Annotated in this window: 13 protein-coding genes; 12 read left to right on the top strand and 1 reads right to left on the bottom strand. The window is 62.0% G+C overall.

The window, feature by feature from the left end:
• Positions 1-386: 386 nt before the first annotated feature.
• The 3 genes from GT590_RS05080 (at position 387) to GT590_RS05070 (ending at position 4,020) form a co-directional block, all read left to right on the top strand.
• Positions 387-1,856 (top strand): cytochrome ubiquinol oxidase subunit I, encoded by a 1,470-nt coding sequence (locus GT590_RS05080; RefSeq protein WP_009608109.1) that lies wholly within the window; start codon positions 387-389, stop codon positions 1,854-1,856.
• 2 nt (positions 1,857-1,858) lie between these two features.
• Positions 1,859-2,896, top strand: coding sequence for a cytochrome d ubiquinol oxidase subunit II (gene cydB, locus GT590_RS05075; RefSeq protein WP_009305816.1), 1,038 nt, complete (start codon positions 1,859-1,861; stop codon positions 2,894-2,896).
• Positions 2,897-3,000: 104 nt separating this feature from the next.
• Positions 3,001-4,020 carry a DUF4190 domain-containing protein gene (locus GT590_RS05070; RefSeq protein WP_009608009.1) on the top strand — a complete coding sequence of 340 codons (1,020 nt, stop codon included), beginning with the start codon at positions 3,001-3,003 and terminating at the stop codon, positions 4,018-4,020.
• A gap of 119 nt (positions 4,021-4,139) precedes the next feature.
• Here GT590_RS05070 and GT590_RS05065 read toward each other — a convergent pair whose 3' ends face one another.
• Entirely contained in the window at positions 4,140-4,583 is a 444-nt protein-coding gene (locus GT590_RS05065) for a GatB/YqeY domain-containing protein (RefSeq protein WP_009607949.1), read from the bottom strand.
• 318 nt (positions 4,584-4,901) lie between these two features.
• Between GT590_RS05065 and GT590_RS05060 the strand changes: the two genes are divergently transcribed.
• The 9 genes from GT590_RS05060 (at position 4,902) to GT590_RS05020 (ending at position 15,357) form a co-directional block, all read left to right on the top strand.
• Positions 4,902-5,390: a PH domain-containing protein gene (locus GT590_RS05060; protein WP_009305819.1), complete on the top strand. Its 489-nt coding sequence runs from the start codon at positions 4,902-4,904 to the stop codon at positions 5,388-5,390.
• Positions 5,390-7,249: a PH domain-containing protein gene (locus GT590_RS05055; protein ID WP_015759895.1), complete on the top strand. Its 1,860-nt coding sequence runs from the start codon at positions 5,390-5,392 to the stop codon at positions 7,247-7,249. The genes GT590_RS05060 and GT590_RS05055 overlap by 1 nt, the downstream gene beginning before the upstream one ends.
• Before the next feature lie 85 nt (positions 7,250-7,334).
• Complete coding sequence (locus GT590_RS05050) at positions 7,335-8,099, top strand: hemolysin III family protein (RefSeq protein ID WP_009305821.1); 765 nt, start codon at positions 7,335-7,337, stop codon at positions 8,097-8,099.
• Between the two features lie 135 nt (positions 8,100-8,234).
• Positions 8,235-9,575 (top strand): hemolysin family protein, encoded by a 1,341-nt coding sequence (locus GT590_RS05045; protein ID WP_009305822.1) that lies wholly within the window; start codon positions 8,235-8,237, stop codon positions 9,573-9,575.
• Positions 9,572-10,612 carry a PspC domain-containing protein gene (locus GT590_RS05040; RefSeq protein ID WP_009305823.1) on the top strand — a complete coding sequence of 347 codons (1,041 nt, stop codon included), beginning with the start codon at positions 9,572-9,574 and terminating at the stop codon, positions 10,610-10,612. The genes GT590_RS05045 and GT590_RS05040 overlap by 4 nt, the downstream gene beginning before the upstream one ends.
• 280 nt (positions 10,613-10,892) lie before the next feature.
• The gene (locus tag GT590_RS05035; protein ID WP_009608045.1) at positions 10,893-11,708 is read left to right on the top strand and encodes a hypothetical protein; all 816 of its coding nucleotides are present in this window, start codon (positions 10,893-10,895) and stop codon (positions 11,706-11,708) included.
• 238 nt (positions 11,709-11,946) lie between these two features.
• Positions 11,947-12,606 (top strand): TrkA family potassium uptake protein, encoded by a 660-nt coding sequence (locus GT590_RS05030; protein WP_009305825.1) that lies wholly within the window; start codon positions 11,947-11,949, stop codon positions 12,604-12,606.
• Between the two features lie 12 nt (positions 12,607-12,618).
• The gene (locus GT590_RS05025) at positions 12,619-13,296 is read left to right on the top strand and encodes a TrkA family potassium uptake protein (protein WP_009608210.1); all 678 of its coding nucleotides are present in this window, start codon (positions 12,619-12,621) and stop codon (positions 13,294-13,296) included.
• Positions 13,297-13,497: 201 nt separating this feature from the next.
• Positions 13,498-15,357, top strand: a complete 1,860-nt coding sequence (locus GT590_RS05020; protein WP_009607984.1) for an FAD-dependent oxidoreductase — start codon at positions 13,498-13,500, stop codon at positions 15,355-15,357.
• The last annotated feature ends 22 nt before the right edge of the window (positions 15,358-15,379 follow it).

Genomic DNA, 15,379 nt, shown 5'->3' with positions numbered 1-15,379 from the left:
GGCGGGGGTCTGCGTTGCACAGTTTTGCACGATATGTTGCGTCTCAAGCGCTTTCGGACGCCCTCGCGCTCCTCCGGGCGCACTTCTCGCGAGCGTTTTACCAGGTCGCGCGAAATCGGGGTTCGAGCGGTTCGGGTCGAACGCAGCATATCGCGCAAAACTGTGCAACGCGGACCCCGCACCCCCTCCCCCTCGCCCGCCCCCTCCCGCCGGCCAACCCCCGCCGGCTAGCCCCCGCTCGCACCCTCCCCGCCGGCTAGCCCCCGCTTCGCTCCCCGTCAATTCGTCCAAAAATGTTATTCGTCCAATAACATTTTTTCTACAAATGATGGTATAATGCGCCCCATAGACATCTGTCGGTACAGACGAGAGTAAGGGGGTGTGCGATGGATATCTTCTCCGATCCTGTGCTTCTGGCGCGTTTGCAGTTCGCTTGCACGGCGGCGTATCACTTCATTTTCGTGCCGTTGACCATCGGTTTGGGACTTATCCTTGCCATCAACGAAACACGGTACTACCGTTCCCGCGACCCGAAGGACGCGGCTGCCACCAAGTTCTGGGTGAAGATCTTCACCGCGACGTTCGTGTTAGGCTTGGCCACGGGCATCACGATGGAGTTCTCCTTCGGAACGAACTGGGCGGATTACTCGAGGTTCGTCGGCGACATCTTCGGTGCGCCGCTGGCCGCCGAGGCGTTGCTCGCGTTCTTCCTGGAGTCCACGTTCCTGGGCGTGCTGCTGTTCGGGCGCAAGCGCGTGTCGCCGAAGTTCTACATGGTGTCGGCCTGGCTCGTGTGGTTCGGCTCGGCTCTGTCGGCCTTGTGGATCCTCATCGCGAACTCGTGGATGCAGACCCCGGCCGGCGCGGAGCTGTCCGCCGACGGCTCGAAGGCCGTCATCACCGACTTCCTGACCGCGGCGATGAACCCGTCGGTATGGCCGCGCTACTCGCACACCATCGTGGCCGTGCTCATCATGGGCGCGTTCGTGGCCATGGCCGTTTCCGCGTGGTACCTCATCAAGAACCGCCACAAGGAATTCGCCATGAAGACGATGAAGCTGGGCGCCGTGGTGGGCATCGTGGTCAGCTGCGTCATGCTGGTCACGGCTCATTCCTCCGCCGTCACCGTCGCCGAGGAGCAGCCCACGAAGCTTGCCATGATGGAGGGCATGTACGACTCCGAGGTGCCTCCTCTGTACGCGTTCGGGTGGGTTGACGAGGAGAACCAGAAGGTCATCACCCCGTTCTCCATCCCGGGTGGCACGAGCTTCCTTGCAACCGGCACCTGGGACACCGAGTACGAGGGCCTCAACCAGCTGGCCGCTTCCGCCGAGTACGGTGCTCTCGATCCCGAAACCGCGCCGGTGAACTTCGTGTTCCAGACGTACCACCTCATGGTTGCCATGTACGGCCTCATCATGCTCACCGTTATCCTGGCGCTCGTATTCACGCTGCGCGGCGGCAAGATCCAGAACATGAAGTGGTTGCAGCGCCTGGTGCTCATCTCGCCGGTGTTCCCGCTCATCGCCATTCAGGCGGGCTGGTTCACGGCCGAAGTCGGCCGCCAGCCGTGGGTGGTGTACCCGTCCGCAACCAGCCCCGAAGGCGTCAGCCTGCTCACGAACGAGGGCGTCTCGCAGTCGGTGTCCGCTCCCGAGCTGGTGATCACGATGGTGCTGTTCCTGGTGGTGTACGCGTTCCTCATGGTCGCGTGGGCTCGCACGATGGGTCGCTTCATCAAGGAAGGGCCGGTTGCAGAGCATGAGCCTGCGTTGGAGGGCGCCGCTGCGGGCAAGACCCCGAAGGGCAAAGCAGCCCCCTCGTTCGGCGACGACCTCGCGAAGGAAGGTGAGTAGTCATGGAAATCACGTTCTTCCAGGGGCTTTGGTTCCTCCTGATCTTCGTGTTGATCGCCGGCTATTTCGTGCTCGACGGTTTCGACCTGGGCGCGGGCGTGCTGTACCCCTTCGTGGCGAAGGGCGATGAAGAAAAGGCCGTTGTGCGCACGAGCATCGGCCCGGTGTGGGACGGCAACGAGGTGTGGCTGCTCACCGCAGGCGGCGCGCTGTTCGCGGCGTTCCCGGCGGCATACGCCACCACGTTCTCCGGGTTCTATCTGGCGGTCATGCTGGTGCTGTTCGGCCTGATCGTGCGTGCTGTTTCGCTGGAATACCGCGGCATCGACCACAAGTGGGCGAAGGTGTGGGACGGCTGCTTCTTCGTGGGCTCGCTGCTGCCGGCGCTGCTGCTGGGCGTTGCCGTGGGCAACATCTACGCGGGCATCCCCATGAGCGCCAACGGCGACTACACGGGCATTCCGCTGCTGGGCCTCATCACCCCGTTCACGCTGCTGTGCGGCCTGCTGGGCCTGTCGATGTTCCTGGCGCAAGGGGCGTCCTGGCTGGCGCTCAAGGCGCCGAAGCCTAGCGACCTGCAGGCGCGCGCCGCGAAGCTGCGCTTCCCGCTGCAGATCGTGTCGCTGGTGCTGTTCGTCGCGGTGACCGCCTATGCTCTGCTGGGCATTCAGCCGGCAATGGATCCCCTGCTGGGAGCGGTTCGCTGGTTGCTGGCCGCCCTGTTCGTGGTTGCCATCGTCGCCTCCGTGTTCTTCGCGAAGAGCAAGGACTGCGACCTGGGCGCCTTCATCGCCCAGTCGGGCGCGGCGGCGCTGCTGGTGCTGCTGCTGGCCGCTTCGATGTTCCCGAACTTCGTGGTTGCTTCGGCCGATAGCGTCGGCCCGGCCATCACGGCCATGAGCGCCGCGTCGTCCGAGCTCACGTTGATGTGGATGACCATCATCACGTGCGTGGGCCTGCCGCTGGTGCTGGTCTATCACGTCATCATCTACCGCACGTTCCGCGGTCGTGTGAAGGAAGAGGATCTGGCGCACTACTAGAGCGGATGCCGTTCCTTGCATAGAAGCGAACTGCCAGGAGCCGTCGGAAATCCGACGGCTCCTTTGCTATACTGTCGGAAACCGCACCTGAAAGGGGATTTCCCATGGATGAGCAGACCGCGCCGCAGCCGCCCGTACCGCCGCAGCCGCCCGTACCGCCCACCGTTTCCGCGCCGCCCGGTTCTCCGGCGCAACCGACGCAGCCGATGCCGCAGTCCGCGCAAGCGCCCGGATCCGCGCCTTACGGTCAGCAGCCGGGCCAGCCCTTCGGCCAGCAGCCTGCAGGCTACTATCAACCGGTTCCTCCGCAATCCAACGGCAAGGCCGTCGGCGCTCTCGTGTGCGGCATTCTGGCCATCTTGTTCTCGGCTTCTATTCTGTTCGGAATCGCGCTGGGTATCGTCGCCATCGTGCTGGCCGGCCAAGCCGTTAAGCAGGCGGGCAGGGACGGTAAGGCGACCGGTGGCAAGGTGTGCGGCATCGTCGGCATCGTGCTTTCGGTGCTGGCGTTCGTCTTGTACGTGGTTATCGGGGTTGGCGTGCTCGCCTTCGTGGTCGGTGCGTCCGACGAATACGATCGCACGTACTCGTTGGAAAGTTCCGACCTGTCGTCCATCACGCAGGGCGACCAGCAGATGGAAGCGGCGGCGTCTGAGAAGCTCGACCTGCTGAAGAGCAAGGATGCTGTGCTTATGCGGAAGATCGCCGACCAAGCCGACGAGCAGCTGGCCGACGCGACGGGATACAGCCTCACCGACTTGGGCATCGACCCCTTGACGTTCGTCGAGTGGATGCTGGTCGACTTCGACTATAAGCTCGACGGCGCCTACGATAACGGCGACGGCACGGGCACCGTGTATGCCGATGTGACGCTGCGCGATTCTATGGCCTTCGCCACCACGTTCATGGAAGACGCGCAAGCCGCCATCGACACCGGCGACTTGCAGTCCCTCGACGAGGCCGGCGCGAAGGTGCTTCTCGGCGAGCTCTACCAGGCTGCAATGGACAAGACCACCGCCATGACCACGGATTACGTAAGCTTGGAGGTGGTCAAGAACGGCGATTCCTGGCAGGTTGACGAAGACTCCTGGGGCGACGAGCTAGATTACCTTTTCGGCCTATAAAGAATCGATTCGGCTTCACGGTTTCCGCCGTGCCCCGTATCGCACGGGGCACGGCAGTCGTCGCAACGAAAGAAGGCGCGCATCATGCGCGCCTTCTTGCTTGATGCGGGGGAGGGGAGCTAGGCCAGCTTCTGGCCCAGCTCCTTGGCGGCGGCCGCCTTGTCGAAGTTGCCGCCGGTCTTCTGGGTGAGGGCGCCCATGACGCGACCCATGTCCTTCTTGGAGGACGCGCCCGTCTCGGTCAGCACCTCGTCGATGAGCGCGGCCAGCTCGTCGCCCGACACCTGCTTGGGCAGGTAGCTTTCCAGGATGGCCACCTGGGCGGTCAGGGTGTCGGTGCGTTCCTGATCGTTGCCGGCCTTGATGGAGCCGTCCAGCGTCTCCTTCGTCTGCTTGATCAGGCGCTTCAGCATGGCGTCCACGTCCGCGTCCGTGATGTCGCGGCGCTCGTTCACCTCGATGTTCTTGATCTCGCCGTGCACCTGGCGCAGGATGGACAACTTCGGCTTGTCCTTTGCTCTCATCGCATTTTTGATCTCGTCTTGCAGCTCGTCATAGCGCATGGGAACCTCGTTTCGCTCGCAGTTTGCTGTCCTGAGTATACTGCACCGTGAAACCCCGCCCAACCCAAACGGATGTTTCACGTGAAACATCCGGAATCGTTCGGCTCTGCGGTGCGTCGTGCTGGCATGCTTGCGCGAAAGCCGCCTTCCCAACGCCCGTCGATTCCGCGGCCGCGCCGAGAAGCCTGTTCCCGCGTAGCGCATCGCGTTAGACGATGCGCCGACGCTCTGCAATTCTGTGTTGATGCGGCTCCTGGTGACGTTGCGTCGCTCTGGTATGATGAAGCAAGCATATCGACATCGACCAGAAGGACTCGCATGAAAGACTTGCCGGCGCACCAACTCGATCCGAAGGTCAAAACGGTCTGGCGCATCAACGACGCCATTTGGCTTACCGTGGTATTCCTCTGCTGCTTCGTTCCATTCGCCATCGCTGCAATGGTGGATCCGGCGACGTGGATGTTCGTCGTCCTGGTCGCCGTCGCCGTTGCGTACGCAGCTTGCTTGATCGTGTGGTTGATCGTGCTGCCGCCCATCCGCTTCATGCGCTGGCGCTACGAGCTTTCCAGCGACTACCTCGATATCGCGAAGGGAATCGTGTGGCGCAAGCGTTTCGTCATCCCCTTCATCCGCGTGCAGAACACCGACACGCGCCAGGGTCCCATCTTACGTGCGTTCGGCCTGTCCAGCGTGACGGTGGCCACGGCGGCCGGCGAGCATGAGATCCCCGGCCTCGGCGCCGACGTCGCCGAGCAGCTGCGCGATCGCGCGGCCGAGCTTGCGCGCCTGGCCCAGGAGGACGTGTGATGACGGACTATCGCCAACCGCCCCAACCTCCGCAGCCCCAGCCTCGGCCCGCTGCGCCCCAACCCCAGCCTGCTGCGCCGCAGCCTGAAGGGCCGCGGGGGAGCCATGTCCATCATAGCTATATCTGGTTGGGCAGTCTGCGCACGGCGTTCATGCTGCTGGCCATCGTGGTCTTCTCCTCGTTCTCGGCTATCATCGGCGCCATCTCCGAGGGCGAAGCCATCACGCGCGGCGACATCCCCATGCTTTTCATCGTCATCGGATCCGTGATCGCCGGTATCGTCGTGCTGGTGGCGCTTGTGGCGGTCTACCAGGTGATCTCGTACAAGCATCTGTACTACGAGCTAGGGCCCGAGGAATTCAACCTGTATTCGGGCATACTCAACAAGAAGCGCGTGCATGTGCCCTACCAGCGCATCCAGTCCGTCGACCAGCACGCCACGCTCATCCAGCGCATCTTCGGCGTGTGCAGCGTCAGCATCGACACGGCGGGCGGCGCGGCGAACAAGGCCGTCATCGTGCCGTATGTGCAGAAGACGCAAGCTGAGGAGCTGCGCCGCGAGCTGTTCGCGCGCAAGCAGTACGCCGTAGCCGTGCGCAACGGTGCCGCGCCCGATGCCGCCGTTGCGGCGATGGCCTCTGCAGCGGGCGTTCCCGCGCAAGCCTTGCACGAGGGCGCCAATGTGCTGGACGCTCCCGCCGAGATCTGGCAGGACGTGCGCGGCGTGTTCGGTGGCGCCGCGGTGGATACGGGCCGCGTGACCTACGAGTACGGCATGTCCAACAAGGAGCTCGTGTTCACCGGCCTGTCGAACAACACGGCGTTCTTCGTCGTGGTTGTCGGCATCGTCGGCGCCGTTTCCCAGTTCATGGGTCAGATGGCGCCCATCCTCTCCGGTTCGATGGAGCCGCTCGTTGGCAACGTTGTAGCCACGAGCGTTCGGCTGTTCGGGGGCAGCCTCATCGCCGCGGGCGTGGCGACCTTCCTCGCTGCGTCGCTCGTGTTGTGGCTGCTGTCTGCCATCGGCGCTTGCGTCTCGTACGGCGGCTTCCGCGCATGTCGCCGCGACAACCGCATCGAAGTCGAGCACGGCCTGCTGCAGCACCGCTTCCAGGGCGTCGACGTCGACCGCGTGCAGTCGGTGATGGTGAAGCAGAGCTTCATCCGCCGTCTGCTTGGCTACTGCGAGCTGTCGCTGGGCAAGATCGATGCGGCGGCTGAAAACTCCGACGACCAGCAGAAAGGCCTCAGCCAGCAAGGGCTCGTGATCCATCCCTTCGTGAAGATGTCCCGCGTGCCCGAGATTCTCGCGGGCATCGTTCCCGAGTTCGCCGACGTTCCCACCGAGAACATCCCGGTGGCGCCCGTGGGGCTGCGTCGCGCCCTCATCCGCCGATGCATCATCCAGGGGACGGGCTTCTGGTTGGCCGTCCTCGTGGCGGCAGGGCAGATCGCGGTGAACCTCCTGGCGGATCCGGCCGTGCCTGACGGAGCCATGACGTTGTTCTTCGTCAACAACGGCGCGCTGTTCGGCTATGCGCTTGCGGTCGTGCTGCTCGTTCTCGACGCGGTAGGAGCCGTGCTGTGGTTCCGTGGCTCGGGGTTTGCGTACAACGAGCGTTTCATGCAGGTGAGCAACGGCGGGTTCGCTCGCGAGACCATCAGCTTCCCGCGCAAAAAGATACAGTTCGGTTACACGAAGACGAATCCTTTTCAACGCAATGCCGGCACCGCTACGGTCAACGCGCGCACTGCAGCAGGGGTTGGAGGCACTACCATCAGGCTTATCGATGCCCGAGAGGATGATGCCCGTGCGTGGCTTGCTTGGCTCAAGCCCCACGGAAATGTGATACAGTAGCACCATGAACGCATCAACTACATCCGACGCCAAAGGCGCTCGAAGTACCGGCTCCGGCCGCAGTGCCGAGAGCCCTTCTTCGGTCGTGCCCGAAACAGAGCACCGGCCCGCTCCCGGTTGGACGCCTTCGCAATTCAAGCCGAACGACTACGCCAGCATGCACGCGCTGCGCAACGAGGTGTCGCATACGTCGGCCAGCGCCACGAACAAAGCTCGCGACATCCGCGAGTACACGCTGGGGGAGGAGATCGCGAACTCCGTCACCCATGGCTTGGGGGCGCTGTTGGCCATTGCGGCCATCCCCATCCTCGTGGTGCGCGCGCTCGACGACGGAGGCGGCATCTACCTGTTCGCCGCGCTCGTGTACACCCTCACGATGCTGCTGGAATATACCATGTCCACGCTGTACCATGCCATCGCGGTAGACCGTGCGAAGCGCGTGTTCAAGGTGCTCGACCATAGTTGCATCTACCTGTTCATCGCCGGATCCTACACCCCGTTCTGCCTGATCTCGCTTGCCGATTCCGGCGGCGTGTGGCTGTGCGCCTTCGTGTGGCTGGTTGCGTTGGCGGGCGTTGCCTGCGAGGCGTTCTGGGTGTTTCGTCCGCGCTGGGTGTCGGCCGTGCTGTATCTTCTCATGGGCTGGTGCGTCATCTGGTTCCTCCCTGCGCTCATCGAGGCCATCCCCGGGCCGGGCCTGTGGCTGCTCGTGGGCGGCGGCATCTGCTACTCCATCGGGTGCATCTTCTACGTGTTGAAGAAGGTGCCGTACATGCATTCCCTGTTCCATCTCTGGGTACTCGCCGGAAGCGTTCTGCAGTTTCTGGCCATCTTCTTGTACGTTATGTAAGCGGTCGCGTGCATAAGCGCGCGGGCATGACAGCCCCACGGGTGCCGCGAGGACGCAGCGCGAAAGCGCCTCTCCGCGCGGCCAAAGCGCAGAGGTTGCGCATCGTCCGCTTGTCGAAGGAGTTGCAGAAGTACCATGGATATTTGGATTAGCATCGTCGTCACGTTCGTGCTGGTGCTGGTGAACGGCTATTTCTCGATGTCGGAGATGGCGTTGGTGAACGCGCGCCACGTACTGCTGCAGCACGATGCCGACGAGGGCGATAAAAGCGCCCAACGCGCGCTGGGTCTGGCCGCCGATTCGGGGCAGTTCCTGGCCACCATCCAGGTGGCCATCACGCTCGTCGGGTTCTTCGCCTCCGCGGCTGCCGCCACGAACCTCTCCGATCCGCTGGCGCAGTGGCTGTCCGGCTTCAACATCGGGTGGCTTTCCGTTATCGCGCCCGGTTTGGCCCCCGTGGTCATCACGCTCATCGTGTCATACCTCAGCATCGTGGTGGGCGAGCTGGTGCCGAAGCGCATCGCGCTGGCCGATGCCGAGCGCGTCAGCAAGATGGTGGCCGGACCGCTCATGGTGTTCCAGAAAATCGCTTCGCCTTTGGTGGCGTTGACCTCGGCGTCCGCGAACGGGCTGTCGCGCCTGTTCGGCATCAAGAACGCCGACGAGCGCCAGAACGTGTCCGAAGAAGAGATCAAGTACATGGTCACGGACAACGACGAGCTGCTCGAGGACGAGAAGCGCATGATCCACGACATCCTCGATTTGGGCGACATGACCGTGCACGAGATCATGACGCCGCGCGTGGACGTGATGTTCGCGGAAGACACCGACACGGTGCGCCAGACGGTGGAGCGCATGCGCGGCACGGGCTACTCGCGTCTGCCGGTGTATCACGAGGACATCGACCGCATCGTGGGCATCGTCCACTTCAAGGACCTCGTGGCGCCGCTCATGGACGGCAAGGAGCACGAGCCGGTGGCCGAGTATGCCTACGAGGCCATGTTCGTGCCCGAGACGAAGGATCTGTTCCCGCTGCTCGCCGAGATGCAAACGAATCGTCAACAGATGGCCATCGTCGTTGACGAGTACGGTGGCACCGATGGTTTAATTACCGTTGAGGACATCGTAGAGGAGGTCGTCGGCGAGATCGTGGACGAGACGGATCGAGAGAATCCGTTCATCGAGCAGGAAAGCGAGAACGTCTGGGTGGTCGACGGGCGATTCCCCGTCGAAGATGCCGCAGAGCTTGGATGGCCGGTGGAGGATTCGGCCGACTACGAGACCATCGCGGGCTGGCTCATGAGCATGCTCGACTCGGTGCCCCAGGTGGGCGAGGAACTTGCGTTCGACGGATACCGCTTCAAGATTCAGGCTATGCGCCGCCGTCGCATTTCGACGGTGCGCGTGGAACGACTGGACGATCCCTCCCCATCATGCGTGGACGCTGTCGAGGCGATCGACCGGGAGGAAGCGTGACGAGTGAAAAACGGCTGCTCCGTTCGCGAAAGGCGCTCATAGGCGGCGTCTGCGCGGGCGTGGCCGATTATTTCAACGTCGATCCTGTCATCGTCCGTATCATCATGGTGGTGTTCACCCTGGCCTCGGGCGGGCTGCTGGGCATCGCATACATCCTGCTGTGGATCGTGCTGCCGCTCGAGCCGAAGGAGGAGGCGCCGCTCGACGTGCACCCCCAGTCGGTGCATTCCGAGACGTACGGGACGTTCGAATTCGGCGACACCCCGCGCAAAACCGAGTCGGGGGCGCAAAATGCGCCCAATCCCGCGCAAGCGGCCGGTTGGCGCTATGCGCATCCCCCGTACGCCTCGGCCGCTCATGTGCCGCCCGAGCCCCCGGCAGGCGCATCGCGCGCCTCTGCCGCTGCGCCTGCCGATGCTTCTCGTTCGTATGCGCCTCCGGCGAGCCATTCGCATGAAGGGTGGATGCATGCCGCGCCGCAACAGCAGCCGCCGGCGAAGTCGTCGCGCTCGGGCGTGAAGGCTGCTCTGTTCGCGGGGTCGTTCCTGTTGTTTTTCGGCATGTCCGCTATGGTGGCGAGCATGGTCGAAGGCGTGGTGTGGTGGCAGTATTGGCCGCTTATCTTCGTTATCTTGGGCATCGTCGGTATGGTAGTCCCCGGCGAAGAGGGGCATCGCATGCGCCAGTTCGTGGACTCCCTTATCACGTTTTCCGCGGGAGTGGTGCTGGTGCTGATGAGCCTCGATGTCATCGGGTGGCGCTCCATCGAGTTCATGTTGGTGGGCCTATGGCCGCTGCTGCTTATTATGGTTGGGCTGCTGCTTCTGGGAGGCGCGCTCAAGTCGCCGCTGCTTACGTTGCTGGCAGGCTTGTGCTTCGTGGCGTTCTGCGTGGTGGGATTGCTGTGGTACTCGGTTCCGGGAGCGACGGAAGAGCTGGTTTTCTCGGCGCCGTACGGGCGCGAGTATCGTTTCGACATGCAGCCGTGGGAAAACATCGGTCTAAACGAGTCCGTTGTGATCTCGATAACCGAATGAGCGTGCTTGTCGCGTTACAGAGCACATAGTTCGTTCGCTTTTTCCGTGTCCGCAACTAAGGCGAACCACCTGCTGAAATGCGCTTTCATTCACTGTCAAGCGAACAAATCGTGTAGGGCGTCTCCATAAAATTTTGCCCTCGGACCCCCTTGTCCGTTAAAATACGTTTTGTCACAACAGCATATCGCCCTTTCGGCAGCAAACCCTCACACAATTTACTACGCTGTCAACCGCTTCGGCGGCTGGGTCGTGTGCTGTTCAACGAAAGGTAACTGACGTTTTGGCTAAAAAGCGCTATATACAAAAGAAGTCGAACCTGGCTGCTAAAATTATCGCGGTCGGCTGCGCATCGTGCGTGCTGACCGGGTGCATCGGCTTCGGGTTCGCCTCTGCTGGAAGCGGCGCCGTGCACGATATCGATTCTTTCGGCATCGGCGGTGCGGACGCGAATGTCGCCATTGCCGATTCTGCCGACTTCGCCAACGTATCCGAGGGTTCCACCCGCGAGTCCACCGTGCTTACCAGTACCGCATCGCGCGACATCTCGCAAGGCATCGAAGCTATCGAAGCCGAGGAAGAAGCTGCTCGCATCGCCGCGGAGGAGGCCGCTCGTGCCGAGGAGGAGGCTCGTATCGCCGCCGCCGAGCAGGCGAAGGCCGAGCAGGAGGCCGCCGCTGCGCGCGATGCAGCCTCCGATGCCGTCGCCTCGCTTCCCGAAGTTGATTTCTCCGTGGGCAAAGAGGCTTTCGTTTCCGAGTGGACCTCCCGTATCAATGCATACTTGGCCGGCTCGCCCTTGGCGGGGCAGGGTGCCACGTTCGCCGAAGCTGCCTGGAGCAACGGCGTCGACCCGCGCTGGTCGCCTGCCATATCCAACACCGAAAGCTCCAAGGGCGCGCATTGCTTCCTGCCGTACAACGCATGGGGCTGGGGCGATAAGAGTTGGTCCAGCTGGGAAGAGGCTATCAACGCTCACGTAGCGGGCCTGGCAAACGGCTACGGCTACTCCATCACGTATGCGAACGCTGCCAAGTACTGTCCGCCTAATACGGATCATTGGTTCAAGGCGACTATCGGCCAAATGAAGATGATCTAAACGTTCCGCCGGCCACGAGCCGGCGGTTCCTTTTCCATCGTCGAATCCTTCTTCCGCATGCGTTCGAGACGATGGCCTTGCGGAATGTTTCACGTGAAACATTCGTTCCTAAGTGCCTGATTGCCACGTTACGCCTTTGTCGCCGTTCTATGGCGACGCTGGTCGTGCCCGCATCCATGCAGTATGCTAAGCGCAGCAAGAAATCGGCACCATGCGGGTGCCTGGTGAAAGGATCGGTATGAGCAACGTGATCGTCGTCGGCTGCGGCCGCGTCGGTTCCCAGCTGGCGAACATGCTGTCGGATAACGGCAACAACGTGTGCGTCATCGACAAGAACGTGAACGCGTTCGCGAACCTGGGGCGCAACTTCAACGGCTCCACGGTGCAGGGTGTGGGCTTCGACGAGGAAACCCTCGTCAAAGCCGGTGTCGAAGATTGCGACGTCATGGCCGCCGTCACCCAGTTCGACAACACGAACCTCATGTGCGCCGAAGTGGGCAGCCGTCTGTTCGGCGTGCCGCACGTCATCGCGCGCCTGTACAACCCCGATCACGAGCGCGCGTACATGCAGCTGGGCATCGACTACGTGTGCGGCACGTCGCTGGTGGCCGAGGACGTGTTCAGCAAGGTGGTGTCGGGCCACGGCGCCCATCTCGACACGTTCGGCGAGTTCGAGGTGCTGCGCTTCTCGCTGGACCTCAGCTCCACCGACAAGCGCACCATCCGCGTGGGCGAGCTGGAGCGCGATCACGACGTCCGCATCATCGCGTTCGAGCGCAGCGACGGCTCGGCCAGCTCTATTCCTACGCGCGACTCCATCCTCTACAACGGGGATTCGGTGCTCGCCTGCGTGCGCCATGAGCTGATCGAATCGTTCTCGCGCTATATCCAAGATTAAGGGAGACGGAGCATGTACATCGTTATCGCTGGCGGCGGCAAGATCGGCGAATACTTGGCTTCAGTGCTGCTTTCAAGCGGCAACGACGTGGCCGTCATCGAGGAGAATCTGGCCACGGCCGACCGCCTGTCGGTGGCGCTTCAAGGGCGCTACCTGGTCATCCACGGCGACGGCTGCGACTCGAAGTACCAGGAGGACGCGGGCATCCGGCGCGCCGACGTGTTCGTGGCCACCACCGGCCAGGACGACGACAACCTCGTGTCGTGCGAGATCGCGCAGCGCGTGTTCAACGTGCCGCGCTGCATCGCGCGCGTGAACAGCCCGAAGAACCTCCGCATCTTCAAGGAGGTGGGCATCGAGTGCGTGTCGTCCACCACGCTCATTGCGAACCTCATCGAGGAAGAGACGCTGCTGGGCAGCGTGAGCGTGGCCTCGTCGCTGACGCACGGCAACGTTACGCTTACCGAGATCGTGGTGCCGCGCATGCGCCATCATTCCAACGAGGCCGGCATCCTGGTGTCGTCGGTTCCCATGCCCGAGAACAGCCTGATCGCGGCCGTGTCGCCGAAGGACGACGACAACGTGGAAGTGGCCAGCGAAGAGACGGTGCTGTATCCCGGCGACAAGGCCATCGTCGTGGCCGACAACGAAGTGCTCGACGAAGTCCGGGCGCTGTTCAAGGGGCTGTAGGTTCCGTCGGCCTTGCGGCTAGACAGCGCCAAGCCATAAAGCGAAGTTGTCCGACCTGGTCGGACAACTTCGCTTTATGTTTTCCAGAGCGTACGGTTGCCTTGTTTCGTCTTTTGAACCCATTTTTTTGCTTTGCGACAATGGGGTTGCCGAAGGGGACGACCCCATCGGTCGAAGAGGACGGAGCGAGGAGGGGTTCGCATGAAACGTAATTTCAGCAACGAATCGGCAAGCACGAAGAGCATGTCTCGTAGGGCGTTTCTCGGAGGCAGCGCGGTGGCGTTTGGCACGGTGATGCTTTCGAGTGCGATGGGCGCTTGTTCGGCACCGGAAACATCCGAAGGGCGGGGCGCGGGCGCGTCTGCAAACAGCGAGCAGGTACTTTACGAGCTCTACGATACCGATATTCTTATCATCGGCGGCGGCCTTGCGGGGTCTCATGCGGCATTGCAGGCTTACAAGCAGGGAAAGGACGTTGCGGTCGTTGAGAAGGCTGCCTTCCATTTCGGCGGTGCTTGCGGCTACAACTGGTGCAACTGGGTGAACTTCATTCAGGCTGACACGCCGTGGGATCAATCCGAGGACTTCGTTTTGAACGAGTTGACGAACAAGAAGATCGCAAAGGCGACCCATGAAGCGTTTACTGTGGAGGAGCGCAATTTGCTGCTGCGCTACGCCCAAGAAGGCAACAACCTGTTCATGCGCGATGAAACAGGTGCGTTTGTGCCGGGCCTCGATATCCCGGGCTATCCGCTTTTCGGCATCTTCAACGGTTTCCCGCGATACTTTACCGATTCCGTGGAGCGTTCGGGCGCTCGCATCTTCGACCAGACCATGATCACCGACATCGTAGTCGAAGACGGTGCCTGCATTGGAGCGGTAGGGCTGCATGTGCCCACGGGAACGGTGCGCGTTTTTCGTGCAAAGTCGACCGTATCTTGCACGGGTGCAAGTTCGTGGATTTACGGGTGGAATACTGTGGCTCCCACTTCCATCAATTCACCGGACAACACAGGAGATGTAGATGCAGCTGCTTTTCGACGCGGTGCGGCTCTGCAGGATTCGGAGTTTTTTCAATTCGACCTCATCAGCATGTATCCGACGGGGCTTGCGGCGACGTTCGTAGGAGGCATCGGCGCTGACAATCTGTGCTGCGAATACATCTGCGATGCAAACGACAATTACTTTTTCCGTGGCATGGACTACTCCACGCTCGATCGCATCACGTTCACGCGCACAATCGCCAAGGCAATTCACGACGGCGGTGGATCGCCGAATGGCGGAGTGTACGTGGATTTCTCCAATCCCGAGGCGTTTGCGGCCATGGGGGAGGTGTATCGCCGTAACGTCGAGTTGTGGAAAGAGGTGTTCGGCATAGATGTGGCATCCACTAAGCTCGAATGCGCGCTTGAGGCTTATGAGCACGGTAGCAACCCGCGCGTTGATGAAAAGCTTATGGTGGAGGGCCTGCCTGGATTGTTCTGCGCTCGCGGTGGCGGAGTATACGGAGCGCAAGGCGGTTCATCGGTGAACGTTGCTTATCGAGACGGCTCATACGCCATGATGCAAGCTGTCGAGTATGCCGAGGGCGCGGGCAAAGACAAGCCGAAGGCGTTCACGTTCGATACGGTTGAAGAGGAGATTAACCGTTTGCACGAGATACGCATCCGTCAGACGGATGGTAAGAGGCCTCAGGAAATTACCCGTATGATACAGCGCGCTTGCTATCGGGCATGCCAGCCCACGCGAGAGACTCCTGCGATGCAGGAGGCAGTTGCCGAACTAGAGCGAATTCGCAAGGAGGAAATGCCCGCGATGAGGCTGGGAGACGCGACGCTTACCTACAACACCGATTGGAAGGCGGCCATCGAAGCCTACAACATGCTCGACATCGCCGAGGCGAGTTCGAAAGCCGCGCTCATGCGCGAGGAAAGCCGAGGCCACAGCTATCGTCCGGAATTCCCTCAGGAAGATCCAGCCAACTGGACGTGCAACATTGTCGCGAGGAACGTGAACGGCGAGATGAAGCTCGAAACCGTTCCCGTCGTCGAGCTCGACTAACCACGACCGCTCACGGACTCAC

Source organism: Eggerthella sp. BIOML-A1 (assembly GCF_009875595.1).
Classification (GTDB): Bacteria; Actinomycetota; Coriobacteriia; order Coriobacteriales; family Eggerthellaceae; genus Eggerthella; species Eggerthella lenta.
The sequence above is the reverse complement of the archived record's forward strand: the minus strand, read 5'-3'. Positions and strand labels throughout refer to the sequence as shown.

What these genes read in the sequence shown, in the direction of transcription:
- GT590_RS05045 (WP_009305822.1), top strand. Translation starts at nt 8,235, where the DNA reads ATGGATATTTGGATTAGCATCGTCGTCACGTTCGTGCTGGTGCTGGTG.
- GT590_RS05020 (WP_009607984.1), top strand. Translation starts at nt 13,498, where the DNA reads ATGAAACGTAATTTCAGCAACGAATCGGCAAGCACGAAGAGCATGTCT.
- GT590_RS05030 (WP_009305825.1), top strand. Translation starts at nt 11,947, where the DNA reads ATGAGCAACGTGATCGTCGTCGGCTGCGGCCGCGTCGGTTCCCAGCTG.
- GT590_RS05055 (WP_015759895.1), top strand. Translation starts at nt 5,390, where the DNA reads ATGACGGACTATCGCCAACCGCCCCAACCTCCGCAGCCCCAGCCTCGG.
- GT590_RS05080 (WP_009608109.1), top strand. Translation starts at nt 387, where the DNA reads ATGGATATCTTCTCCGATCCTGTGCTTCTGGCGCGTTTGCAGTTCGCT.
- GT590_RS05025 (WP_009608210.1), top strand. Translation starts at nt 12,619, where the DNA reads ATGTACATCGTTATCGCTGGCGGCGGCAAGATCGGCGAATACTTGGCT.
- GT590_RS05060 (WP_009305819.1), top strand. Translation starts at nt 4,902, where the DNA reads ATGAAAGACTTGCCGGCGCACCAACTCGATCCGAAGGTCAAAACGGTC.
- cydB (WP_009305816.1), top strand. Translation starts at nt 1,859, where the DNA reads ATGGAAATCACGTTCTTCCAGGGGCTTTGGTTCCTCCTGATCTTCGTG.
- GT590_RS05065 (WP_009607949.1), bottom strand. Translation starts at nt 4,583, where the DNA reads ATGCGCTATGACGAGCTGCAAGACGAGATCAAAAATGCGATGAGAGCA.
- GT590_RS05070 (WP_009608009.1), top strand. Translation starts at nt 3,001, where the DNA reads ATGGATGAGCAGACCGCGCCGCAGCCGCCCGTACCGCCGCAGCCGCCC.